This window comes from Desulfobacter curvatus DSM 3379 (assembly GCF_000373985.1).
In the GTDB taxonomy this organism is placed as follows: domain Bacteria; phylum Desulfobacterota; class Desulfobacteria; order Desulfobacterales; family Desulfobacteraceae; genus Desulfobacter; species Desulfobacter curvatus.
The window spans coordinates 1-26266 of the sequence record NZ_KB893104.1; the positions used below are offsets into that span (position 1 = coordinate 1).

Genomic DNA, 26266 nt, shown 5'->3' on the forward strand with positions numbered 1-26266 from the left:
CACAACATCTGAGACTTGGTATTCCGCACTATCTCCACGTTTGATTGTTAGGTGATCACTCAAAATCTTGGGCAGACCCAATTTTTCTGAGAATTTACCAAGATTAACCAAGCCAGCGTTGCCCGTCAGATTTTTTTCAGTAAATTGGGTATGGAAACGTCTCATCATATCGGTGCTCCTATCTAAAGCAATCAAAATGATGATATCATACTATAAAATCAATAAATTTAAAATATTTCTACAACAATTATTGTTTATGGATTGCATTCTTTAGGTGTAACGCTTTTTTTAGAAGTATTGCCTGATGCGACGAATGTATTTTTCGCAAAAACAGCAGGTTGCAAAAATGATGGAAAATTTATGATTTACAAAATATTGTAACGTTCGGAAAAAAAATAATTTTTGAACTGTCGTTCCAAAAATGGACCGAGCAAGCAAATTCAACTTTATTAAATAAAATCAGTTAGTTACAAAAAAGAGCTCTGGGATCAGAAGGAAAAAGTCCCCAATTGGGGACACCAGTATACTTCAATACTGCCGAATTCCCTCAACAGATAACATGATATTTGGACCGTTACAAGCACAATTTCAGCAGCTGGGTAATGCGGCGGGATAAGCAGGGTACTTTTTTAAATTTCAGCATGGTAGGCGGCGGGATAAGCCCCAAACAAGCGTTACACTATTTTGTCACTAATTCTGGGATACAGCGTTACACTTTTTGGGCTTGATCATAAGATGGGCCACTCATGAAAAAATTCGATTCATGGCACTATCAACCGATTGTAATTCCAGCATTATCTTTTATGTTCTGAAAATATGGGGACAAGGTGGCCGAAGTTATGATCAAGCCCCACTTTTTGAATCTTACCAAGTCATAGTGACTCAATTCCAAATGACCATTTTGGGCTCAATTTAACATGACCATCGACACATCCTTACTCTGGATGCTTTTTCCCCTAGTGGTGATATTTTCAAACTGGCTGGATCGGTACTCTCTGTTCAGCACCAATCGCCATTGATTACGCTGATTATAAGAGCCAAAAAAAACTGTGTGGCCTATTTCGAAGCACAGACACCTGAAAAAAAGGCCCAGGGCGACCACCAGAGTATGGTGAAAAAGTACAGCTTGATCAACAGCTATCATTTTTAAACTGAAGTTTCCTGAAAATTTTATCATAACCGGAGGTACTCAATGGGCGCCAAAATCAGATCAATCCTTGAAAAATCGTATTTTCCAATTGTCGCGGCAATTATAGGAGTTGCACTTCTATTACCCTCCCTTGATGAAGGAATCTTTTGGGATGACCTTTATCACAAATCAATTCTTACTGGTGAGTACACAATTGCAGAAAAAAAAGCAGCATCTTTCAATGCCATGTTTTCATGTTATTCCGGGAAACCGGAACAGGTCAAAACATTTAAAGATATGGGCTTCCTCCCATGGTGGACTTATGATGAGTTAAAACTGAATTTCTGGAGGCCTGTAACCGAATTAACGCATATACTCGATTACAAATTATGGCCAGAAACACCATGGATGATGCATCTGCAGAGTCTTTTATGGCTTTTTTTGATACTCATTGTCGTGAGCATTTTGTACAAACGAATAAACGGAAAGGGTTGGGTTGCCGGTTTTGCGATTTTATTATTCGCCTTAGATAGTTCGCATGGTGTTCCGGTTTCATGGATTGCTAATAGAAATTCGGTATTAGCAACCTTTTTTGGATTCTGTACAATCCTATCTCATGATTATCGATATAAAAACAACTGGAAACCTGGGTTTATTATCTCTCCCATACTTTTGGGATTCAGCCTTCTTTCTACTGAACTTGGTGCTTCCACTTGTGCATTCCTTTTTTCTTATATTGTTTTCATTGAAAAAAATGATCTTAAAGAAAAGATAATATCTCTTCTACCGTATGCTTTAGTCGTTATTTTATGGCGGACGTTCTATAACCTGTTTGATTACGGTGTTGTAGGTTCGGGTTTCTACATTGACCCTGTAGCGACACCGTTTGATTTTATAAAAGCAGTATTTCAAAGATGGCCAGTATTATTTTTGGCACAGTTTTTTGGACCATCAGCATCTATGTTTATGTTTTTCTCTGAATCTGTGGTTAGAGGGATAGTAATTTTTGGGTATCTTTTTATTCCTTTCTTTCTTTATCTCATATATCCTGTTCTTAAAACTGACAGAAAAGCACGTTTCTGGATTTTAGGGTTTGCCTTATCCATACTCCCTTTATGTGCTTCCGGCCTTCATGACAGGCTTTTAATTTTAGCAAGTATCGGTGGCTTTGGAGTTATCTCTCTCTTTTTCCAGTACAAGATAGAGCAACCGGAGCTTTTTTCAAAAACCTTTGGGTTAAAGATAATTTCATGGGGCTTTATCGTATTCTTTATTTTTATCCATATTGTGCTTTCACCATTGGGGAAGCTTAAAATGTCTGAAGTAAATGATAGTAGGGAACCTGTTATTGATTCACAAGTGAATAATAAACACCTTACCGTAAAAAAACATAATCAAATATTAATCGTTATCAATCCGGCTGACAGTTATCTTTCCTTTTTACGTATTATTAACCAGAAATTTTTAAAAAAAGAATTTAATGCCAAATATTTTCGTGGACTTGCAAGCAGTTGGTCAGACCTTACCATCAAACGTACAGATGACCGATCATTGGAAATATTTGCTGAAAAAGGATATTTTTCACAGGGTTTCGATACGCTATTCAGGGGCAAGCATAATCCTATGAAAATAGGACAGGAAGTAACTCTTGCAGGTTTGACCGTTAAAATTTTGTCATTAACAAAAAGTGGCTTTCCGCAAAATGTAAAATTTACATTTGAAAAGCCTTTGGAAGATTCAGACTATAGATTTGTTTGCTGGAAAAATATGGGATATGAGCCATATAAACTTCCAGGAATTGGAGAGATCAATTTTTTACCCAAACTCAATACGGACGAATTGTTAAAAAAATTAAATTGGTTATGAATCTTTTTTAAATTTTCAGGTATGATAACCGGGTTCAATTTTGCCTAATATGCTTTGACTTTTAGCCTGCTTTGTCGAACCAAATAATCCCCTTATGTAAAATGTGGGCACTGGGCTTCAACTATTCCAAAGTGTATTTTTAGTCTTGAGTTCTCAACATCATGGAATCCTATACGGCCCTTTGCATTGTGAGGATGCTCTCAAGGCTCAAGGCCTCCGACATGATTCCCAAAGCGACTGCCGGAATTTTTCCGGTAGTCCAATGAGATCTAACATAATTGTGTATGATTTGATGAACATCCAGAGTTCGTTACAGGCCATGCTCTGTTTTAGCGTATATCTTTGTTTTTATAATAAAAGCGCTGTTTAGTCTCTTTGATGCAGCATTTTGAGCCTCAAGATGGTTGGCGTGGATTGCATTTTTTGCCAATCTTTGATCCGTGTCAGGGTGCTCCCGCTGAGTTATTTGATATTTTGGACGTTTGCGGCCTTTCTTTCGTTTTTGATTCCTCTTATTTTTCACACGCACTTTGACTCCTTTGGGCAGCGTTTTTGGGGGGCGTCCAACTTTTCCTGTTTTCAAGACTTCCGAACATAAGTCAAACAGCATGTTGCCATACCGTCTTTCTCCATCTGAAAGAAAAGTCAGGTCTTTGGTATGGTCAACATATTTGCACACGGTTTCCATAACCGATTTAAACAATGCGGCATTTTTATTACCACATCGTTCGTCTATAATGAAGTGGCTGGTTCGCTCCATGACGACTGCTGTCTACCCTTTGGAGTCCGAAAGATCGGTGCGCTTTCCCACCACGGTATATAGCTTATCCCTTTCAAATGTGAGGGAAACAAATTCATGACAAAAGGAATACAACATCAGCGTTGCTTTCTGGTCGCCAAACAGTTGCTCCCAGCGGGCAATGTTTCCTTATGCGATTCCAATACCCGACCGGTTTCCCGAAGGCCAAACCCCTCGCTACGAATCAGCAGTGCTGAAGCAACATTGCTGATTGGTGTCTTCAATTTTTTCATGGCTGTGTTGCTAGTTTCAGAAAATAAACGATTGCAGGTTTCAGCCTTTATAGGCATACACGGAAGGAAATTTAATTATGCGAAACACTTCAAGGGTCGAACAAATAGCTAAATTTATGTTCATACTATCTATTGTTATAACCTTGGCAGGTGGGGTATACATCTATGGCGCGTTCTCTTACCGAGAAGGCCTGTTCCCAATCTCCTGGTTAAATGCTATCAATAAATACCGGATGGAAGCTCAATTTTTCAAGAAGTTCCTATCAACGGAAACTCGGTACAGTAATTCAAGCGTCGAGACATTGCAGCCTGACCGGCTTGCTCCCGGCCTTCTGATGATAGTTGGATCATTTGAAGCCACGTGTGATACGTATGTCAGGGTTATTGATCGTAAGGGTACTATCATTCATGAATGGAACCTTCGGTGGAATGACGTCTGGGGAAAAAATGAGGGAGACTTTCCAAGCAAGTTTCGTCCGCGTGGCTCTAGAGGCAGGTACTTACACGGCCTCGACATTCTTCCAGATGGAGGCTTCGTTGCTAATTTTGAATGCCTTAGTACGTTTCGTATGGATATCTGCGGCAAAGTCAAGTGGAAGCTTGACAACGTTGGACATCATTCTGTCTTTTACTCGGAACAGGGTTATTTGTGGGTAACAGCAATGCGATATATAGAGGAGGGGGAAACCGGCTATCAGAATCACGAGACGCCTCTTGCCTCGTATACGATTCAGAAGCTCAATCTTGACGGTGAGCTCCTCAAGGAAATCGAAATTTTAGACATTCTTCGCAAGAATGATTTATACGGTCTCATGTTTCTTTCAAATATTGATCACAATCAGCCAAAGGTCCATGGCGATACGCTACATCTAAATGATGTTGATGAGTTTCCAGTCGGGATGAAAAGCAACATCTTCGAGCCAGGCGATCTGATGGTCTCATTACGTAACATCAACGCACTATTTGTCTTTGATCCCGAATCTCTAAAAATAAAGTTTTTGTCGGTAGGCCGAACTTTGCGGCAACATGACCCGGATTTTCTACCGGGCGATCGTATATCGGTATTTGACAACCGCGATCTGAGCCCATCCACCGGCCCGGAACCTTTGTCGAGCCGCATCCTCGAGATTGATGCCATTAATGGAAGCACCAATGTCGCTCTTCAAGGCCACGACGATAGCTGCTTCTTCACCACGATCATGGGTGTACATGAGCGCTTAGTCAATGGAAATATCCTTGTGACTTCGAGTGATGAGGGCCGTGTGATGGAGTTTGCACCGGATGGAACAGTCGTTTGGCGTTATGACAACCGGTTATCTGATGGCAGGAATGCCCGGATCCACATGGCTATGCTTCTGCCTGAATTCATGAATGCAACATTTTTTGAACAAGGACGAAATTCTTGTGAACACTGAGAGGGAGGATTGATATGAGAAAAATTCAATTATTATTAATTATTTTTACGCTGGTTCCAAAGCCTGCATTTGCTTATATCGGTCCGGGGGCAGGACTGGGTATGATTGCCACCTTTATAGCGATCGTATTGGGAGTGGTCCTTCTAATTGTCGGTTTTGTTTGGTATCCACTGAAGCGCATACTTAATAAGCGACGGCAAACTAAAATCAAAAGTGTCGCAGAAAACGTAGTAGAGAGGGAAAATCAATGGTAGTTATGTGGCTCGTCTCGTTAGTGGCCGTAGGAATCTTTGCGCTCGGGCTATATATCAACAGGATAGAGAATGTGGCTCGAAATGTGTCGCAGCACGCGTATCAGGGCATTGCAGCGATGACGAATACGCAACTGACGGATGATGATAAAGAGTTAACCGTTCGCCGTGCGGGTATCGCCTTATTCATCGGGGCATGGTCGATTTTTTGGCGTTTTTCCCTATGTTTTTCCATGACATATGTGCCGATTTTTCTTGCCGACAGGCTCAATATTGCTAAAGAGCAAGAGATTCTAGAGCTGATGTTGCGTCCCAGCTACATAATTATTGTTAGTTTGGCGCTGATTGCGATTGTTTGGTTGGCAGGCTTGCAGCGACGTGCTGCCGGCAGGGTTGATAGTGCAATGTCTTATAGCATGGGTGAACGGATAATACACATGATCGCCTTTTCCAGTCCAATGCTGCAAAGATTCGCAGCTCGGTGTGACGACGCAGCCTTTCGTCTGTTGCATCGCAATATTGAATACAGCCCCCCAATTTTTATCACTTCAGTGGCTCGGGGTGGAACAACTGCGTTGTTGAATGCTTTCAGTGAGTTGCCTTCCATTGCAACGCATACTTATCGTGATATGCCTTTTATTACGGCACCATATCTGTGGCGCCTATTAAGTGCTCCCTTTAAAAGAAAGGTGGTGCGAAGGGAAAGGGCACATGGAGATGGATTAGAGATAGACCTTGATAGTCCGGAAGCATTCGATGAGGTATATTGGAAACTTTACTGGCCTGAAAAATATGACGGGCATAGAATCGGCATATGGCAGGCAAGCGATCAGCAGGCCGAAGGAATTTTACGTCTGCAGACATGTTTTCAAAAGATTACACATCTTCAAGGGCGTGGCGCCACACACTACCTCTCAAAGAACAACGCCAATATTGCGAGGTTAGGGCTGATTCAGCTGGCATTTCCGGGCGCCCAAGTGATCGTACCTGTTCGTAAACCTGCACCGCATGCCGCATCACTCTTCCGTCAGCATCTAAATTTCCTGGAGCAGCATTCCAATGATGATTTTATTCGGCGCTACATGCGCGATATCGGACATCTAGAGTTCGGTCTGTTGCACACGCCGATTGCCTTTGAGACATTCGAAAACATCACAGCATACAATCCTGATTCGCCGGACTACTGGTTGGCATACTGGATTGCTGCCTTTCGTGATGTGCTTGCCAATATAGATTCCTGCTATGTCGTATTACAAGACGACTTGCGATTTAGTGCAAACTCGTGCATGCACCATTTGCTCAGCAAACTGAACTTATATTCCGGCGACTTAGATTTTACGCACTGCTTTAGGCGCGAAGTGGATGAGACTGATAGAACAGTTTTTTCGCCCGGTTTGTTGACCATTGCCGACTCTCTTTACGCTGAAATATCAAGGAAAGCACTGCAGTGAATCAAACCCCAAAGGGTCAGAGCCTATTTGCGTTGTTTTACAAAGAAAATTAGTTATGTTCGCAAAAGCCTCTTTGTTCAGGGTGCATTCCCATTTAGTGGCATGCGCAAAGTAACCGATTTTGCCTGAATATATTGTTGGTGAGTATATTCCATCTTCCGGACAAAAGCTGACTTCTTAAAAACAACATGGATTCGGATGTCTCTGATTTCCAGAATATACCTGGTGATTTCATCCGAAGGTTTATGACCCTGCGTATTGCACTCTCAACACAACCGCTGCCGGTAGATATTTTCAGGTCGCTGAATTGACTGTACTGCATCCTGTGCTGATTCTTCAGGAAATAGCTTTTAAATTTATCAAGAGCCTCTTTGCGTCTTTTCGGATATGTAATCTGTTTTACAATTTCTTTTTTGAGGTCAACGAATTTACCGTCCCACAGCAGACTCTTCCAATGTTCTACGATTTTGATTTTTTCTTTTGTAGAAACTCTTTTGGGCAATTTGTCTACGATTTCATGTAAGTTTTGTTTTGCATGGGTGTAGTCAATCACTTCATAGTGACTTGAAATTCCAACTCTTTTAGCCAATGGACCTGTTCGTTTCCAATAACTGCGGGCACCGTCACAACAGAAAACAACTCGGTTGGCTGCGGTGGCATCCAATTCTTTCAGGTACCTTTCAAGAAGTTCGAAGGCAGAATCGATGTCACCCATTGTGGCATCATAAAGCGGCAGATGCTTTTTTGATGTCGTACCGTCCGAATTGATAACTTGGATTACAAATTGAATGGGTTCTTTCCAATCAGCATGGTATCCTTGGCGCTTTTGGCCTTTTTGTTTTCGCCCTCGTTTAGGCCTGCGCTCACGCAAACGACCACCGTCAATGCAAACCAGAATTGTTTTACCATTGACTCTGTCGGTATCACACAGGGAGACACTGCCACGCAAGGGCATGACTTCATTGGCAAGATTCATTGTAATCTGTCGTATGGTTTTAACATTCAGGTTGATGGCATGGTTTTTCAGGGGTCTCCTGGCGATTTCAAAAGAGGGGCAAAGCAGTGCCGCTTGGACCACCGATGAGGTGATCAAGGTTGAGCATCTTCCGATAAAACCAAGATAAGAGAGCCCAAAATGACGACCTGTCCCTTTCTGTCTTTTTTTTGATTTCGGTCCCGGTCGTCGATTAGAAACCACTTTTGAAAAATATGGGGATCGAATACTTAGGCTAACTCCAGTCAACAAACGAATGCTGCTAGGACGGTACCCGTTGAAGCGTAGTGCCATTTTGCCGGCCCCTATTTTCAGTTCAGCAAGAAGCTCCGGGTCACACAGGATTTTTTCAATAGCAGGAACCAGAAAGGATTCTACTATGACAAAAAGGTCATCGCGAACCTGTTCACATAGGTTGTTTACATTTTTATGATTTTGAAAATCAACAATGACTTCTGTTAAAAGTGTTCGAATTTCTTCTATAGCGGAGGCAAGTTCCATGGTCAGTCCTCAAATTGCAGGTTGAAAAATTTCCTGTCGCTTCGGTGACTGATATTCTCAAGATTGCGCACATAGCAGTTTTTTGTAATTGGTGGTCAACGGGTATACATAGATGTCTTTTATCGACACTTGAATCCTGTGATACCTGTCTTGACGGGTTCGCCCCTTACTACTGCCAATTTTAATCCAGTTCGCAGCCTGATAGCAGGTTCCGGCAAATTGTGATCGATCCACAAAAGTCTCCACCAGACAGATATTATGGCTGTATTTATCTCTCCAATCCCGGCTCAGCCGTCTGAGGCTTAAGCCAAGGATATGACTGGCAAGATGGGGAATTCGAATCCATGGCAGGATCAGAAACCGGGTGTTGTTGGTCATCAGATTCAGGTTTCTGCGACGAGCCGCCCCATCCCAACCTATAAATCGGTCACGGGGAGATGTCTTCCAAGCTGCAGAACCGAAAAGCAGGCATGCAACCGGACGATTTTCAGAGTCAACTGCCATATATTTCATATGTTCTCCAACATGTCCTTTGCACCCAAGATAATGATATCGATCCATAAGGCAGTGAAACAAATCATCAACGGCTGTCCGATTCTGTACCGGTATCAATTGTATGGGACGGAGGTTACGCAAACCTGTTTCAATCAGATTACAATCATGGGGAACATCCGGAATGCGTCGTTGGCGATTACCGCTATGACGGGCAGCGGGAAGAGTGACCAGACCTTTCTGCTCAAGTTTTCTCAGCATGCTTCGACAGGCCATATCTTTGAGCAGGCCTTTTGGGGTGCGCCACTGCCAACGCTCACATAGTTCTTTTGATAAACGAGTGCGGTGCCAGTCGGGATTATCGGCAATCAAATTGCTTATCGTTTTGATATCAACGGCCGAAAGTTCACGTCCTTGAATGGTTAGTATCCTGCTCATGTGGATTTATATATCCATTTTGGGGGCAGGAGTCCAGCTTTTTTTGAGGAAGTTCCAGTACGTTATTCAACCAAATTGATAAGAACTTCCCGGTACCACTAAATGGGATTGCACCCCTTTGTTCATGCGTTGTATATACCATAACCACGCGGTTTTTGGCAGTTTTTAATGTCAAAAAACGTCGGATATTTAATTTGAGTCGCCAAGTTGCCAGTTTTTTCAGATAGTTTCAATGCCTCTGCAATATAGATTATGTAGATTTTTGACATAACGAAAGTGAAAAAGTATGAATCACCAATTAATTTCAATAGTCTGCCCATTTTTTAATGAACAAGAAATGGTTTCAATTTTTATAAATGAAATTTATAAAATTCTTAATCAAACTCATAAATCATTTGAAATAGTATGTGTCAATGACGGGAGTACAGATTCTACACTAGAGCAACTGTTATTAGAAAAAAAAAAGAGAAAAGAAATTAAAATTGTGAATTTGTCGAGAAATTTTGGCAAAGAAGCTGCATTGACCGCTGGTTTGGATAGTTCAAAAGGGGATGTTATTATCCCAATTGATGCTGATTTACAAGATCCTCCAGAGTTGATGTTAAGGTTCTTGGAGTATTGGGAAAAAGGTTATGAAGTTGTTTTAGCAAAAAGAAATGATCGCTCATCTGATAGTCTATCGAAAAGAATAACCGCAAAAATGTTCTATAAAGTGCACAATATTATTTCTACAACAAAAGTACCTGAAAATGTGGGCGATTACAGGCTTATAACTCGTAAAGTACTACAGAGTCTTCAAAAATTGCCTGAGAGTCAGAGATTTATGAAAGGTCTTTTTGCATGGGTTGGGTATAAAACTGCAATTGTTGAATATAGGCGCGATGAGCGAAAAGCTGGTTGTACAAAATTTAACGGATGGAAATTGTGGAATTTTGCTTTGGATGGAATAACAAGTTTTAGCACCATACTATTATCATTTTGGCTTTATTTAGGGGCGGCAATAGCTTCTGTAGCATTCATTTATGGTAGTTTTATAGTTATCAAAACATTGGTTCTTGGAGTTGATGTGCCTGGTTACGCCTCACTCCTTACAATTATTTTGTTTATGGGTGGTATTCAGATTATAGGGATTGGTGTGTTAGGTGAATACATCGGAAGGTTGTACATTGAATCCAAAGGAAGGCCAATCTATATTATTGATGAGATTCTTTAAATGCGTCACTATCAATTAGTAAAATATGGCATTGTTGGAATTTCCTCTGCAGCTATTCATTTTTGTGTGGCTTCTATTTTTGTATCAGTTATTTATAAATCTTTTTTTTTATCAAATGTATCAGGTTTTTTTCTAGCTTTTTTATGGTCATATTTTGCTCAATCAAAATACGTTTTTAGTTCCAATTTTTCTAAAATAAAAGGAATGAAATTCTTTTTTGTTCAGGCTACATCTCTTCTGTTGGTTATTGGTATCGCTAATAAACTATGCGAATCGAGTATCTATCTTAAAATATTTGTTGTTGCGATGGTATTACCTGTTTGTGCTTTTTTTGTTCATAAATTTTGGACGTTTGTGGATAACAAATAGATCACTGCCGTTGACTTAAGAAGTTGTATTTATTGTCTTTTTTGAACACCGAAAGTTGAAATAGAGGAATTGTTATGAAATTTGCAATCGTAGATGTCATTAAATCAGGGGACAAAAAAGACTTTAATGGCGGATTTGGTACTTCATTTGATATTGGGGGTGGCTTTTTTTTAAAAATACTAAAATTCTTAAGAAATTCAAATGAATTTTTCCCCATTACGCTTTATGGCATTTATATCGCACTTCTAAAAAATCAGGGACATGAGGTATATTACGCTAAAAATAGAGTTCCTGATAATATGGACGTTATTATAATGCACGTTTCACTTGTAAGGAATAAAGAAGAGTTGGATATCCTTAAAAAGATCAGGAGAACTCAATCTTCTTTTGTCATGCTAATTGGCCCTGCTGCGTTTCATTGTTCAAAAAAATTTGAAGGATTGTATGATTTAATCGTTCATGGCGATTTGGAACCACACATTCGAGAGATTAGTTCTATAGATGATTTACCGCGGGGGATATCTGACTTTAATGTGGAACATGATTTAGATTCTCTTCCTTTACCAGATTGGGGATTGTTTGATATCAGTAAATTTTCTCAATTTCCTCTGTTGAAAAGAAAACCTACAGCCCCGGTCCTTGCTAACCGTGGATGCGTTTTCAAATGTAATTATTGCCCATATGTAGTAAATGGATCGTCAAATAGGCGTAGATCTGTATTACATGTTATTAAGGAAATAAAATATCTTAAAAATTGTGGTTTTAAGTCCATCCTATTTAGAGATCCGACGTTTACTTTAAATAAAAAGTGGATTGAGGAATTCTGTAATGCCATTATTGCTGAAAATATAGAGATAGAATTTGCTTGTGAGACACGTACAGACTGTTTGACAGAAGACCTTGTTAAAAAAATGTTTGAGGCTGGCTTGCGAGCTGTGAAAGTCGGTGTTGAATCATTTGATCATAGATCTATAGAGAAGCATTCTCGTATAGCGCCCAAAAAAGAGACTCAAGAGACTATAATCAATTACTGTGAATCTTTAGGAATAAGAGTCGCAGCTTTTTATATTTTAGGATTGGATTCAGATACCGCAAATTCAATGCAAACAACCATTGATTATTCTCTTTACTTAGGCTCTTCATATGCAAATTTTAACATATGTACGCCTCTTCCCGGAACTAAATTTTACGATGAAGTTAAGGATAAAATTTTTGATCATAACTTGAATCACTATGATAACTTCACGCCAGTCTTTTATACAAAATGTTCAACTCCTAAAGAAATTAAATATTTTCAACAAAAAGCATTTTCAAAATTTTATTTTAGACCCTCCTTGATAATGAAGCGCATGAAGGATTTTTTTTAAATGATTTTGATTACTGGATCTCAAGGCTATTTAGGAAAAAATCTTACCCACTTTTTTTTTGATAGTTCTCTTGGAACAAAGTTACTTTTGACTCATAGAAATCCAGTAATGAAGGAAGGGCTCGTCGTAAATCTAAATAATGAAAAAGAGGTGCTCAAACTTTTTGAAAATGATATAGAATTCATTATCCATGCTGCTTATGATTGGGAAAATGTCAACTCTAATATTGCGATCGTTCAGAATATAATAAAGTTATGTAATATTTCTAACGCCCAATTAATTTATATTAGCAGCTATGATGTTAATTTTTCTGATATGTCTTTATATGGAGCAATTAAAAAAAAATGTGAAAATATAATTATTAGTAAATGTAATAGTTATATAATACTTAGACCAACAGTCCTTTTTGGTGGAATTGGGGAACGCCAATTTGCAAAAATGAAGACTCTTTTAAAATTTCATGTAGCGTTTGACTTCGGACAAGAAAATATGAAGATAGCCCCTCTTCATGTTTTTTCTTTATCTGATGTTGTTTTGAAACTTATTCAGAAAGAAAAAGTAGAAGATAAAAAAATTATTGAACTTTCAGGGATAGAGGTATTTACCTGGAATGAAGTTGTTGATATTATGTGCAATAATGTATACAAAATCCGCATTCCTCGTTTTGCTACTCAGCTTTTTTTAAAGATTTTTACTTTCATTGGGAAAGATACAAGTAAAATTAAACTTCTTTTAAAAAATAAAGTGCCAAGTGTTAATCACATTGAATCCTATTCATCATTAAAATTTAGCTTCAAAGAATTTCTATTTCAAAATATTGATTCGGCAAACAAATAATTAAGCGCTTACTTCTGAAAGTCTGCCCCAAAAAATAAGAAAATCATATGGCCATTTGTAGCAGATTTTCAACGGAAGCGGCTAATATTGCATTCAAAGCTTTAATCAATCGTGTCCCTTTGAGTGTTACCTGATACCTATTCTGTTTCGGTAGCTTTCGAATAATTCCATGGATTCTGAGCAAGCGAAAATGACGACTAATTCGAAGGAATAAACCACCGGCATGCCGGTGGTATGAACAATGGCTATGCCAGTGATTAGTGTCGAGAATAAAGAAAGCGCCTACAATGAATCTGTGGGCTCGAATAAAAGGTATAGATATCATTGAGAGCATGCGAAGCCCGACCATATTCACCTTTGCCTTTCGATCTCGTCCCAATATGCTGCGGCACATGTCATTGGCCTTTTGGGAAGAAATAGGGATTTAAGTTTAAATAAAAAGGTAGTTGATTTAAGACCCCCCTTTAGGGGGGCTCATGAAACCACCAGTTTACTGGTGGTATTCATTTTTGCTGATAAGTCATTTATCGTATCAAATTATTTATTTATCCCCATCATGTTCCATTTCGTTCACCACGGAACCAGACTAAGAAACCTTGACAACAACAGGCCCATTACCGTTCCACCGGCTCTGAAATCTAAAAAGATATGAAGAGCCGGATCAATGTATTTGTTTCAGGGGTCAGGGGTCGGCAGCGGGGGACCCTCAAGGGCACGGGGACATATCTCAAGGAGAAATAATCGGATCTGAAGCTTATTGCCGTTAAACCCAGGAACAATTCCGCTTTGCTGGGACATGTGCCCGGTCTCCAACAATAAACTTCCAGCATCGAACTTTGAAGAAGGCATTCTAAACACTACGAAAGGAAACATCATGAAGGAATTCATCCTTGAAGAGCCGAATCTACGAAAGGTCATGTGGCGACTGTCGATTCCGAGTATTCTGGGCATGGTCTTGTTCGGCATCAATCAGCTAATCGACGGAATCTTCGTCGGAACGTTCGTGGGCGAGCTCGCGCTGGGCGGCGTGTCCCTCTCCCTGCCGCTTGCACAGATGTTCCTTGGCCTGGGTAGCATGGTTGGTGGCGGAGCGGCGTCACTCCTGAGCATTGCCTTGGGCTCCAAGGACGTCGAGATGCAGCACAAAGTGCTCCCCATCATGAACACGGTTTCGGTGCTGATTACAGCGATGACCATGCTGGTGGGACTGCTCTTCTCCGGCGGCCTGGTACGCATGATGGGCGGTACCGGGGCGCTGTTCGATTTTGGCAATGCCTATCTTCGTGTGATCGTGATCGGCGCGATCCTTCCGATCTGGGGCCTCGGATGCAATCTCGTGATCCGTGGCGAGGGGAAGATGAAAACAGCCATGATCATGATGGGTATCGGTCTGGCCACCAATATCGTGCTCAACTACGTCTTTATCGTGCTGCTCAATTGGGGCGTCATAGGAGCGGCGTGGGCCACCAATGCCGGCATGCTCGTGGTCTGCGTTCTGGGCCTGTCCTATTTCGCGTCCGATCGGCCCTCGTTCTCGACGCGCGTATGGGCGCTCGGTTTCGATGGCAAGGTTCTCATGCGCCTCGTCGTGTTGGGGCTTCCTTCGCTGATCATGCAGGTTATGATGGTGATCATGATGTTGACCGTGTACCGGCTGATTGCCAGGCACGGCGGGGACGCGGACATTGCCTTCATCGGCGCCGCCTTCCGCATCTACTTTGTTGCCAGTCTGCCTGTGATCGGTATGATGCGTGCGCTCCAGCCGATTGTCGGCATCAATTTCGGTGCTGATTTGTTTGATCGTGTACAAGACTCGGTGCGAACGTTCTGGATCGCCATGACCGGCATCCTCGGGGGGATGTGGATCGTCGTTCTGATCTTTGCCGTACCGATACTCTCGACCATGCTTCCCAACCGGATCTTCAGCGATGCAGAATTGCAGAACTTTCGCCTCTTTATGACAGCTTTGCCGGTGCTGCCACTTTCTTTTATCGCAATCACCTACTTCCCTTCAGTAGGGAATGGGCGAGCCGCCAACATTCTTGCGCTGGCGCGGCAGGTGGTGCTGTTCATTCCGGCAGCCATCGTTTGCGCGTCGATCTGGAAGGTCAACGGTGTGTACTATGCTCTGTTCGGCACGGACTTCATTATTTCGATCGTCTCGGGCCTCATGCTGCTGATCGCTTTACGCCGGCTCGTTCGCAAAGAAGGCACAGAAATAGAGGCACGGATGGGTGGTTACAGCAATTGATTTAACTCTGAATCAAAACAGGAGATAAGTATGTATGTATCTAAGTTAGCCGGAGATGTTCGGGAAACTCCCGCTTTGGTGGTGCATAAAAATAATAGGGTGATTCTTCGGATGTTTTGTTTTCCCTATGCCGGAGGAGGTGCCGCAGCTTTTCGAATGTGGCCGGAGTTTTTACCGGATTCCGTGGAAGTGTGTGGGGTCCAGCCTCCGGGCAGGGAAAATCGCATCGGCGAAGAACCTATTGCCGATGTTCATGAACTGGTGACACGGCTGTTACCATCGTTAAGTCCCTGGTTTGACAAGCCCTTTGTTTTTTATGGACACAGCACCGGAGGGTTGGTTGCTTTTGAGATGATCCGGGAGCTGCGTCGACAGCAAATGCCTCTTCCACTGCATCTGGTTGTCTCAGCGGCAAGGGCACCTCATATTCCAGAACCTTCTCCTTTGCATCATCTGCCAAGAGAAGCCTTTTTACAGGAGTTGCGGCGCTTTTCCGGTACGCCTAAGGCTGTGTTGGAAAACAGTGATCTCATGGAAATATATATACCCACTCTCAGAGCGGATCTTGCCATTGAGGAGAAGTACACTTTTAAAGAGGAAGCGCCTATTAACATACCGATAACGGCCATATACGGTAATGAGGATGATGAGGCTCCAAAATCAGTGATGGCACCATGGGAACGATATACCACGGATACCTTTGAACTGATTGGCCTGCAAGGGGGGCATTTTTTCATCAATACCGATAGGGAGGCTTTTTTATCCTGCCTTTCCAGTATAACAACTTTTTTAAGTAAGTTGTGCAGTTGGACTTAGGACCTAAATGCATCATTTTTAAAATGGAGGTAATTTTAAAATGAGTTCAAATAAAGTTTTGGACCAGATAGGCACTACCCCCATGTTTCGGATTGGGCTTGGGGGCAATGATGATATGAATATCTACGCAAAAGCAGAATATCTGAATCCGGGAGGTTCAATCAAAGATCGAGTGGCCCTTTTTATTATCGAACAGGCTGAAAAAAAAGGTAAATTAAAAAAAGGCATGTCCATTGTAGAAGCAACCAGCGGAAATACAGGAATTGCCGTTGCCATGGTTGGTTTGGTTAAAGGGTATGATGTCAGGATCATCATGCCAGAAAATATGAGTGATGAGAGAAAAAAGATGATCCGGGCTTTGAATGCCGAATTAATTTTGACTGCCCCTGAAAAAAATGTGGGGGGGGCTGTTGAAAAACTTAAAGATATTATGCTTGAAGATGACAACATATTTGTACCTGACCAGTTTGAAAATCATGACAACAGTATGTCCCATTATCTCTCCACAGGACCGGAAATATGGAAAAATATGAATGGCCATGTGGATATTTTTGTGTCTGGACTTGGCAGCGGCGGTACACTTATGGGAACAGGGAAATACCTGAAGGAAAAGAATCCTGAGATCATGATTGTTGCGGTTGAGCCGAAAAATGCCTCTGCGCTTCTGGGCCATGAACCGGGGCTTCACAAGATAGAAGGCATCGGTGATGGATTTGTTCCTTCCATTGTGGATACCAGTCTTATCGACAAGGTCATTGAAGTTGACGATGACAGTGCGGTTGAGATGACCCGCAGGCTTGCACGTGAGCAAGGCTTCCTTGTAGGAATTTCTTCCGGCGCTAATGTATGTGCAGCTCTTGAAATGCGGAATCTGTTTGGAAAGGGTAAACATATCGCCACCATTTTCCCGGATGGCGCGGAAAGGTATTTCAGCACAGCACTTTTTACCGGCCGTCACCGGGAATTTGCAGTTGCTATATAGGGGGTATATAAAGGCTATCTGTTTTATATCACCAGCCGCCTGAAAAACTCAGAGGCTCCTGCAGACTTGTTCATCGATGATGCTATTAAATTGACTGCTGCCTACACCAGGGGAAACAGAAGGGGAGGAATGAATACAGCCACTGCCGCCCTGGAAGAAGAATATTATCATAATGAAAAGAAGGTCACAGCCGAGATACTATACAACTTAAGTTGAGTCAACGAATCTGAGTGAAACGAAAGCGCTTGTGAGGGGACTGCGGCGCTATGGATAACTCAAGTGCGGAAGACTGCTGTCTAATGATATAAGCCGGAAGGAAACCCCTTCCGGCTTTTTTTATTGCAAAAAATATCTCTGTAATCAATTTGGGAATTTTAAAAGGTTGAACTTCGGGAATCTACAAAGGTTTCCCGAACGTCACTGATAGGATACTGTTTTCCTTAAAGTTTTAAGTTAACGATAGACAACTTCTATCAATTTTGATATTTAGTGCAACTAATATTATTTAATTGGTTAAAGTTATTTCACATAATAAGAAAGGTGATCATTATACTAAAAATAATTTTATTATTAACATTGTCTTTGCCGGCTTCTTTGACCCACACCCATAGTATCTGGATCAACGCTTTTGAATCTCATGTCCATCACTTTGACCTTTAAGACACAATAAAGACTATGATGCGCCATACTTTGATCACTGTTGTATTGATGTTGTTTTTTTTATTTCCGGCTGCAATCTGACATCCCCTGACCCTGCGGCTGTGATGCCTGTTGAAATTCCTGATGCCTATGTTCATAAGGCGGGTATTCACGACACGTTCTGGACCGGTAATGAAACCACGGCCGGCGGATGGTGGCAAAAGTTCGGGGTTGATGAACTGAGCAAACTGATTCAGACAGGCCTTGACGAAAATTTTGATATCAAATTGCTTAAAGCTAAGGCTGACCAGGCTCTGGCGGATGTAAAAGATAAAAAATCAGGCCGTTGGCCCTCTCTTGATTACGCCCTTGGGGGCAAGCGAACCCATTCCCAATCTAAAACCGATGGACAGTCTGCGACTTCAGACCATGATCACACCTATTCCGCCGCCTTGGATGCTGAATATACCCTGGATCTGTGGGGAAAAACCCGAGCCGGTGTCAACGCTGCAGAACTTGAATATCTGGCTGCCCGCCAGGACCTGGAGGATGGGGCCATGACCCTGTCCACGGATATTGCCGATACCTGGGTGGATATTGTGTCCGTGCGAACCCGAATGCAAGTGCTTACCCGGCAGATCGAAGCCAACCGGATGACGCTGAAGCTGCAGGAATTGCGCTTTATCAACGGCAAAGCCACTGCCCTGGAGGTGTCCCAGCAACGGGAAGCCCTGGCCCAGGTCCTTTCCGCCATGCCATTGCTTGAAAAAGCGGAAAAACAATTGATCAATGCCATGGGCCTGTATCTGGGCCGGACACCAGGGACACCTGTGGCGGTTTTTGCCCCGGAATTTCCCCAAACCTTTCTGGCGCCCCAGCCCGGTATCCCGGCAGACCTGCTTGGGAACCGGGCTGATATCAGGGCCGCCAGGAATTGCCTTAATGCGGCGGCACTGGATGTGGAAGCTGCCAAAGCAGATCTGTTTCCCGAACTGACCCTGTCCGCCTCGGCTGTATTTTCCAGCGGAACCCTGGACCTGCTGTTCCGGAACTGGGTAGCCACCCTGGGTGCTGCCCTGGCAGGGCCCCTGCTGGACGGCGGGGCGCGCAAAGCCGAAATTGAGTGCACCCGGGCCGTGGTTCGGGAAAAGGTCAATACCTATGCCAAAACCGTTGCCGCTGCCATCTGCGAGGTGGAGGACGCCCTGGTGGCCATTGACTGTCAAAACGCCTATATCCAATTGCTCGAACAGCAGTTGGCAGCCGTTCAAGCAACCCTCCAGGACGCCCGGGTTCAGTACCTGAACGGCCAGAGCAGCTACCTTGACTATCTTACGGCCTTGGGCCTCCCTGGAAAGTTTGGAGCGCCAGCTGATCAGCGAACAGGCACCCTATGTCAAAGAACGGATTGCACTTTATAAAGTAACAGGTTGGAGGGGTTCTTTTTTTCAAGAGCCCCCCACCGATGATAATCATGCCGGAGCCCAATAAGTTATGAACCAGCCCCCCTCAAAGAGATCCTTTGGCGTTATCCTTGTAAAAATTATTCTGCCTGTGTGCCTGACGGCATTGGGTGTTGCCGGATTTTGGTACTACAAATCCAACACAGTGAAATTCAAACGCAAACCTGCGGTAAAAACCGTCCCGGTGGTGGATACCATAAAAGTGAATCCCGGGCGGGTCACAGCGCAAATCAGGGCCATGGGAATCGTTCAGCCGGACCGGGAAGTGGTGATTAAATCCCAGGTGGCTGGCACGATCATCCAGGTGGCGCCTGAATTTGTTCAGGGAGGCTTAATTCCCAAGGGACAAACCATGGTTCGAATTGACCCGGCGGACTATACCCTGGCCGTGAACAAGGCCCAAAACGCATTGGCCCAGGCCCAGGCTGATTTTGACATCGAAAAAGGCCAGCAGCAGATTGCCAAAGAAGAGCTCAAGCTCATGGCCGCGATGTCGCCTGACGGGGTGAAGGAGACCAGCCTGGCGTTGAGAAAACCCCAGCTTGAACAGGCCAGGGTCGCCGTGGAAAGCGCCAAAAGTGATCTTGAAGCCGCACGCCTGGACCTGGAACGGACCCGGATCATTGCCCCCTTCCATGCCCTGGTGCTGTCCAAGGAGGTGGATGAAGGGGCCATGACCGCCGCCCAGGGCGCCCTTGCCACCCTGGTGGACGTGACCTGCTACCAGGTGGAAGTCCAGGTGCCCATGGACCGCCTGGACCGGATCCGGTTCCGTGAAACCCAAGGCAGTCCTGTGCGTATCCGTTCCCTTTACGCGGGCCGGGAATGGGAGGGACGTGTGGTGCGGACCACAGGCTCCGTAACCGAGCAAAGCCGCATGGCCGGCGTCATAATCCGAGTGGATGATCCCCTGGGGCTCGGGTCTGCCAAAGGCCGTGCCGCCATGCTGCTGGATGATCACGTGGAAGCGCTCATTGAAGGCCAGTCCTTTGACGATGCGTTTTCTGTACCCCGGACCCTGGTCCGGGAGGATTCCAGTTTATGGATATATGATGACGGGCACCTGGAGATCCGCAAAGTGGAGCCCGTGTGGATTGAAAATAACCGGGTGTTCATCCAGTCCGGGCTCTCCCCGGGTGACCTTGTGATCTCTTCTGATCTTCCCACACCTGTGCCGGGCATGGCCTTGACCTTGGGCTTGGGGGAGGGTTGATAATGTCTGAACAAAAAACAAATATGTTCGATCATGGGGGCCACAGCCCAAGGGGCGCCATCGCCTGGATGGCCGGCAACACCGTGGCCGCCAATCTGCTCATGGTGGTTTTCCTTGTGGGCGGCCTTTTCATGGGGTTTCACATCAAGCAGGAGGTGTACCCCGATACCACCCTGAAGTCAGTGAGTATTACAGTGTCCTATCCCGGGGCCAGTCCCGAAGAGGTGGAATCCGGCATTATTCTGGCCGTGGAAGAGGCGGTGCAGGACCTTGACGGTATTGATGAAATTACATCCAAAGCCTTGGAAGGCAATGCCTCAATCACCATAGACGTCCTGGACGGTGTTGATGTTACCCGGTTGTGGCAGGAGGTCAAAAGTGAGGTGGACCGGATTGACACCTTTCCGGATGAGGCGGAAGAACCGGTGATCACCATTACCTCCGGGAAGCGGAACGTGCTGCTGCTGGCCCTTCACGGGGATGTGCCGGAAACCACCATGCGGAATCTTGCCGACGATGTCAGGGACCGGCTTTTGTCAGACCCGGATATCACCCAGGTAGAATTGCAAGGTGTCAGGGAGCGGGAGATCCTGGTGGAGATCTCCATCAACACCCTGCGGCGCTACGGCATGACCCTGTCTGATGTAGCGGATGCCATTGCCACGGCTTCGGTGGAGCTGGGGGGCGGAGCCATCAAGTCCGGTGGCGGAGACATTTTGCTGCGTGTTAAATCCAGAAAAGACTATGCCCGGCAATATGCAAAATTGCCCATTCTCACCCGGGAGGATGGGTCCCATCTGGTGTTGTCGGACATCGCCACCGTCAGGGAAGGGTTTGAGGATTCGGGCACCTGGGCCTCATTTAACGGCAAACGCTCCGTTACCATTACTGTTTACCGGGTGGGAAAACAGACCCCCATCCGGGTGGCTGATGCTGCCAAGGAGATGCTGAAAACTATTAACGCGGATCTGCCCGAGGGAATTCATCTAAGTATTATCTGGGATATGTCCAAACTCTTTGCCCAAAGGGTGGACCTTTTACTGCGCAACGCCTATTTGGGACTTGCCCTTGTGTTTTTATGCCTGGCCCTGTTCCTTGAAATCCGCNTGGCCTTCTGGGTCAGTNTGGGNATCCCCATTTCATTNTTAGGNTCTTTTATCTTTTTGTCNGCAGCCGATTTTACCATCAATATGGTAAGCATGTTTGCCTTTATCGTTACCTTGGGTATTGTGGTGGACGATGCCGTGGTGGTGGGGGAAAATATCTATCATTGCCGAGGCCAAGGCATGGGATTTCTGGATGCCGCCGTCCATGGGGCCAAAAGCATTGCCGTTCCCGTGTTTTTTTCCGTGATTACCAATATGGTCACCTTTATGCCCATTATGTACATCCCAGGCAGTCTGGGGAAGCTGTTTAAAACCATGCCGCTGGTGGTGGTGGCCGTATTTGGTGTCTCTATGATCGAAAGCCTGTTTATCCTGCCGGCCCACTTAAACCATGCCGGGCGTCCCTTGTTTTTTCCCTTGAATATTCTTGAAGCCTGGCAGGCAAGGTTCTCTGAAAAATTTGAAACCGTTGTCAAATCCGGGTATGGCTCAATCCTGCCTGTGCTGCTTTCCTGGCGGTATACGGTCTTTGCCCTAGGGCTTGCGCTGTTACTGATCACATTCGGATATGTGAAGTCCGGAAAAATGGGCATGATCCTGTTTCCAAAAGTTGAATCCGATTTCGCTTTTTGTGAGATTTACCTGCCGTACGGCACGCCTGAAAGCAAGGTGCGTGAAGTAGAAAACCGCTTGGCGGCATCGGCCCAAAAAACCGTGGATGAAAACGGCAAACAAAATTTATCCACCGGGATATCTTCCCTGGTCAGTGAGAATCATATCCAGGCCAGGCTTTTTTTGACCGATCCCGAGATGCGCCCGATGTCCACCTCCGAGGTTACCCGGATCTGGCGGGAAAAAACCGGTATAGTGGCCGGCGTTGAGACCATTGCCTTTGCGGCCGACCAGACCGGTCCCGGTTCCGGAAAGGGGCTGACCATCAGCTTAAGCCACCGGGATGTGGATGTTTTGAACCGGGCAGGCGAAGACCTTGCCCTGCGTCTGGCTGAGTACTCAATGGTTTCGGACATTGATGACGGATCTGCCCAGGGAAAACGGCAGTTCGATATCACCCTGACCCCTGAGGGCTATCGCATGGGACTTACCCCGAGAAGCATTGCCGACAAAATCCGGCATGCATACCAGGGGATTGAGGCGGTGAAGCATCAGCGGGGAAGAAACGAAGTCACGGTAAGGGTGCGGCTGGCAGGGGACGAGCGCATTTGTGAAACTTCATTTGAAAATTATGTGATCAATGCCCCAAACGGAGAGATCATGCTCAGGGATGCCGTTAAAATTATCGAGGGAAGGGCCTATACCCAGATCCGCCGGAGCGACGGCCGGCGGGAAATTAAGGTCGCGGCCAATGTTACCCCCCAGTCCATGGCCGAGAATATCCTCCGGGATATGAAACAGGAGATCCTGCCCTCCCTTGTGGGTCGGTATCCGGGCCTGTCCTACGATTTTAAAGGTAAACAGGCGGATATCAAGGAGAGCATGTCCGCGCTGTTCAAAGGCTTAGGGCTTGCGTTATTCTGTGTGTTTGCCCTGCTGGCCATTCCCTTTAAAAGCTATTTTCAACCCTTGATCATTATGGTCTGCATCCCATTCGGCATCATCGGGGCTGTGGTCGGCCATATTATCATGGGGTATCCCATGTCCCTTTTGAGTCTGTTCGGCATTGTGGCCATGTCAGGCGTGGTGGTTAATGACGCTTTGATGCTCATTGATTTTGCCAACCGGCTGGTGCGCGGGGGCATGCCTGTGAAGGACGCAGTCACGGCCGCCGGGATACAGCGGTTCAGGCCCATTATTTTGACCACATTAACCACCTGTGGCGGGCTTGCCCCGATGATCATGGAAACGTCGTGGCAGGCCCAATTTCTTATCCCCATGGCCATCTCCCTTGGGTTTGGTCTTTTTTTTGCTACCCTGATCACCCTTGGGCTTGTGCCTTGTCTTTACCTGGTATTGGAGGACATAAAAAATTTATATGTCAAACAGGATGTTTAAGACATTTTATTCAATTTTTGCTATACAAAAACGGTGGATTTCTAAGTGATTGGAATTGCCATATGGAATTCAGTCACATGATACCTTTGATCGGATTTTTGAAAGAATGAACTCACAAGAGCTTCAGGATAGCTTCAAAAAATGGATTTCCTCCGTAGCGAAACAAACCAAAGGCCAGGTGGTAGCGATAGACGGAAAAACATTAAGATGCTCTTATAATAAATCTGAAGATAAAAAAGCCATCCATATGATTAGCGCCTGGGCCTCGGAAAAACAAGTTGTGCTCGGTCAGCTCAAAACGGAAGAAAAATCCAATGAGAACCCTGGGCAAAAGCGATTTTCCATGCCATGGGCACACCCTCAAGCCAATTCTAAACTGAGTTGGCTTTTGTTATTGGGGGGCGGTGACCCGGGTTAAAAATCTTGTGTATGAATACTTGAAAAGTATATCACAAAGAGTTATAGTTATTTATGAAAAAATTATGCACCAAATGGTTTAAGAAATGGGCAAAAAAGATGGGTTTGGAGAATCATCAGCTCATTGAAGTTGTTGAAAATTTAGAAAGAGGTCTCTCTGCCGCAAATTTAGGTGGTTCTCTGTTCAAAGTGCGCGTGAACAGGGACGGGCAGGGGAAAAGTTCCGGATTCAGGACAATAATAGCATATAAGGCAAAGGACAAAACTATATTTCTGTATGGATTTGCCAAAAACGAAAGAGCCAATATAGACAAGGCAGAATTACACTATTTCAAAATACTGGGCTCAGATTTGATTACCATGGATGCCTGTCAAATTGAAAAATTAATTGCAGAAAACGTTTTGTTTGACTTGGAGGAATGACATGAGAGATTCAATAAAAAAAGCAATCGGTGAAACTGTCCAGGATATGGTGAATTCCGGATTTAAAACCTCTTTTACTGAAAAAGAGTTAAATTCATTGGGGGTCACGATCCCCGAAGTACAGCTATCAATTGACCAGATAAAAGAAATCAGAGAAACCTTGAATTTAAGTCAGGCTGTTTTCGCCAAACTGTTAAATGTAAGTCCGTCTTCAATACGACAGTGGGAGCAGGGAAAAAGAAAACCAACCGGCTCCACAATGGTCCTTCTTGATCTGCTTAAAAGGTCTCCCAATATCCTTGATTACAGACTTAACGCATAACGCGCGAAATATCTTTTTATAAAAAATTTGATGCTCAGGGGATTGAAACTCCTTTGGGTTTTGATGTGCCCCGGCTGTGCCTAAATTGTGCCCGTCAAGGTCAAAAAATAACAAATATTTCCAAACAAAACCAAAAATGATGCTCAAAAAGTAAATCAATTCAAGTAGTTGAAAAATCAACTTTTTTAAATTTTCTTTAAAAAGGACTTAAAATCCCTCGCCCGCAAGGGTGTACGAGTTCAATTCTCGTCCCAGGTACCAAATAAAAACAAGGAGTTAGCCTGTTTGTGGCGCTCCTTTTTTTATTGGTAAATTTCAATAGGAAGCAAGAGGGCAATCGTTGATTTTTGGCTAAATGCTTTGATTTTTAGTTTTCCTGGCCCACTCGCCCCAAAATTGAGGTAAGTTTCACTGCATCCCAGATACAATATTGATAATAGCTTGTGATTTGACAGAAAGGCACTGTAAAGTTGGAATGGCTTTAATATCAAAAATAGGAGGAGATATAAAAATGAAAAAAATACTGTTTCTAATAACACTGCTCTCATTTATTATTACATCATCGCTGGCAATATCAGGAGGTGATTTTAGTTGGATGAATGGGTTTAATGTCCAAGCACAAGCAGACCCTTTAGGATTTAGGGCAAGGCTTGCGACGCGATTTAAAATAAATGATACCACTGTTGATGCCGTGATAAGCGCTACTAAAAGTGCCGCAGATGCCTATATGGTTTTACGTTGTCGGGAGATTTCTGGATACCCAATACAACATGCAATTAACAACTATAAATCCAAGCGGAATAGTGGATGGGGGGTATATGCACAGAGTCTTGGTATAAAATCGGGATCACAAGATTTTAAGAATCTAAAATCGGGTGATGATTTATATTCAGGCAGCAAAAAAACTCAGGGTAAAAAATCATCCAAAGGGAATGGGAACGGCAAATCAAAGGGTAAAAAGTAATAATTTTTCGGCTATCTATATACTTGAGTTTTCGGAAAACAGTTAAAGACAAAAGAATCGAAGAATGAAATAATATGAAGGTTATTATTCAATTAAGGAGTTACGGGTGAATATACCGTGTGTCTGCAAGCCAGCCTTCATAATTACCGGATTCTCATTTTTAAAACCCGAGCTTACTAATATCCAGTTCCAAAATTTGACGCTGATTGCATCAGCTTTGATTCTCGGGGCAAAATTCAACCTTACCGAAATCAGTCGAATGTGGCTGAAGCAAAAGAGCATATCTGCGCTGTCGGAATTTTTAT

The 26266-nt window shown here is 43.9% G+C and carries 21 protein-coding genes and 2 pseudogenes; 19 read left to right on the forward strand and 4 right to left on the reverse strand.

Features of this window, described 5'->3' with window-relative positions; genetic code table 11:
* Positions 1-168: pseudogene (locus B147_RS31965) on the reverse strand (IS1380 family transposase); the annotation flags it as partial.
* A gap of 1024 nt (positions 169-1192) precedes the next feature.
* Here B147_RS31965 and B147_RS0123130 point away from each other — a divergent pair.
* Positions 1193-2995 (forward strand): hypothetical protein, encoded by a 1803-nt coding sequence (locus tag B147_RS0123130; protein ID WP_020589579.1) that lies wholly within the window; start codon positions 1193-1195, stop codon positions 2993-2995.
* A gap of 310 nt (positions 2996-3305) precedes the next feature.
* On the opposite strand, the gene B147_RS31970 is transcribed toward B147_RS0123130, so the two are convergent.
* Positions 3306-3578: a hypothetical protein gene (locus B147_RS31970; protein WP_157238006.1), complete on the reverse strand. Its 273-nt coding sequence runs from the start codon at positions 3576-3578 to the stop codon at positions 3306-3308.
* Positions 3579-4104: 526 nt separating this feature from the next.
* On the opposite strand from B147_RS31970, the gene B147_RS0123140 reads away from it, so the two are divergent.
* From B147_RS0123140 to B147_RS30700, 3 genes are read left to right on the forward strand one after another with little or no spacing between them, the layout of a single operon-like run.
* Positions 4105-5442: an arylsulfotransferase family protein gene (locus tag B147_RS0123140; RefSeq protein WP_020589581.1), complete on the forward strand. Its 1338-nt coding sequence runs from the start codon at positions 4105-4107 to the stop codon at positions 5440-5442.
* A 14-nt stretch (positions 5443-5456) separates the two neighbouring features.
* Entirely contained in the window at positions 5457-5696 is a 240-nt protein-coding gene (locus B147_RS0123145) for a hypothetical protein (RefSeq protein WP_020589582.1), read from the forward strand.
* Complete coding sequence (locus tag B147_RS30700) at positions 5690-7144, forward strand: sulfotransferase (protein WP_020589583.1); 1455 nt, start codon at positions 5690-5692, stop codon at positions 7142-7144. Before B147_RS0123145 ends, B147_RS30700 begins: the two co-directional genes overlap by 7 nt.
* 94 nt (positions 7145-7238) lie before the next feature.
* Here the strand turns inward: B147_RS30700 and B147_RS0123155 are convergent, their stop codons facing one another.
* Together B147_RS0123155 and B147_RS0123160 are read right to left on the reverse strand one after the other, a co-directional pair.
* Positions 7239-8639, reverse strand: coding sequence for a hypothetical protein (locus tag B147_RS0123155; RefSeq protein ID WP_020589584.1), 1401 nt, complete (start codon positions 8637-8639; stop codon positions 7239-7241).
* 57 nt (positions 8640-8696) lie between these two features.
* Positions 8697-9569, reverse strand: a complete 873-nt coding sequence (locus B147_RS0123160) for a Druantia anti-phage system protein DruA (protein WP_026259790.1) — start codon at positions 9567-9569, stop codon at positions 8697-8699.
* A 286-nt stretch (positions 9570-9855) separates the two neighbouring features.
* Here B147_RS0123160 and B147_RS0123165 point away from each other — a divergent pair, with 286 nt between their 5' ends.
* The 15 genes and pseudogenes from B147_RS0123165 to B147_RS32570 form a co-directional block, all read left to right on the forward strand.
* On the forward strand, positions 9856-10782 hold the full coding sequence (locus B147_RS0123165; RefSeq protein ID WP_020589587.1) for a glycosyltransferase family 2 protein: 927 nt from the start codon (positions 9856-9858) through the stop codon (positions 10780-10782).
* Positions 10783-11151 (forward strand): GtrA family protein, encoded by a 369-nt coding sequence (locus tag B147_RS0123170; protein ID WP_020589588.1) that lies wholly within the window; start codon positions 10783-10785, stop codon positions 11149-11151. It abuts the gene before it with no gap.
* A gap of 74 nt (positions 11152-11225) precedes the next feature.
* Positions 11226-12518, forward strand: a complete 1293-nt coding sequence (locus tag B147_RS0123175; protein WP_020589589.1) for a B12-binding domain-containing radical SAM protein — start codon at positions 11226-11228, stop codon at positions 12516-12518.
* Positions 12519-13355, forward strand: a complete 837-nt coding sequence (locus B147_RS0123180) for a sugar nucleotide-binding protein (protein WP_020589590.1) — start codon at positions 12519-12521, stop codon at positions 13353-13355.
* 874 nt (positions 13356-14229) lie between these two features.
* The gene (locus B147_RS29335; RefSeq protein ID WP_020589593.1) at positions 14230-15606 is read left to right on the forward strand and encodes an MATE family efflux transporter; all 1377 of its coding nucleotides are present in this window, start codon (positions 14230-14232) and stop codon (positions 15604-15606) included.
* Between the two features lie 30 nt (positions 15607-15636).
* Positions 15637-16422, forward strand: coding sequence for a thioesterase II family protein (locus B147_RS29340; RefSeq protein ID WP_020589594.1), 786 nt, complete (start codon positions 15637-15639; stop codon positions 16420-16422).
* Positions 16423-16462: 40 nt separating this feature from the next.
* Positions 16463-17404: a cysteine synthase A gene (gene cysK, locus B147_RS0123205; RefSeq protein ID WP_020589595.1), complete on the forward strand. Its 942-nt coding sequence runs from the start codon at positions 16463-16465 to the stop codon at positions 17402-17404.
* 764 nt (positions 17405-18168) lie between these two features.
* Entirely contained in the window at positions 18169-19464 is a 1296-nt protein-coding gene (locus B147_RS29815) for an efflux transporter outer membrane subunit (RefSeq protein ID WP_245569087.1), read from the forward strand.
* A gap of 73 nt (positions 19465-19537) precedes the next feature.
* Positions 19538-20719 (forward strand): efflux RND transporter periplasmic adaptor subunit, encoded by a 1182-nt coding sequence (locus B147_RS0123220; protein ID WP_020589596.1) that lies wholly within the window; start codon positions 19538-19540, stop codon positions 20717-20719.
* A gap of 68 nt (positions 20720-20787) precedes the next feature.
* Complete coding sequence (locus tag B147_RS0123225; protein WP_425387041.1) at positions 20788-23835, forward strand: efflux RND transporter permease subunit; 3048 nt, start codon at positions 20788-20790, stop codon at positions 23833-23835.
* 49 nt (positions 23836-23884) lie between these two features.
* A pseudogene (locus B147_RS33030) lies at positions 23885-24154 on the forward strand (ISAs1 family transposase); the annotation flags it as partial.
* A gap of 152 nt (positions 24155-24306) precedes the next feature.
* Positions 24307-24675 (forward strand): type II toxin-antitoxin system RelE/ParE family toxin, encoded by a 369-nt coding sequence (locus tag B147_RS0123235; RefSeq protein ID WP_020589599.1) that lies wholly within the window; start codon positions 24307-24309, stop codon positions 24673-24675.
* A gap of 1 nt (position 24676) precedes the next feature.
* Complete coding sequence (locus B147_RS0123240) at positions 24677-24997, forward strand: helix-turn-helix domain-containing protein (protein WP_020589600.1); 321 nt, start codon at positions 24677-24679, stop codon at positions 24995-24997.
* A 511-nt stretch (positions 24998-25508) separates the two neighbouring features.
* On the forward strand, positions 25509-25961 hold the full coding sequence (locus B147_RS0123245; RefSeq protein WP_020589601.1) for a hypothetical protein: 453 nt from the start codon (positions 25509-25511) through the stop codon (positions 25959-25961).
* A 106-nt stretch (positions 25962-26067) separates the two neighbouring features.
* Positions 26068-26266, forward strand: a 199-nt coding sequence (locus B147_RS32570; protein WP_026259792.1) for a hypothetical protein, incomplete at its 3' end; no start/stop codon positions are given.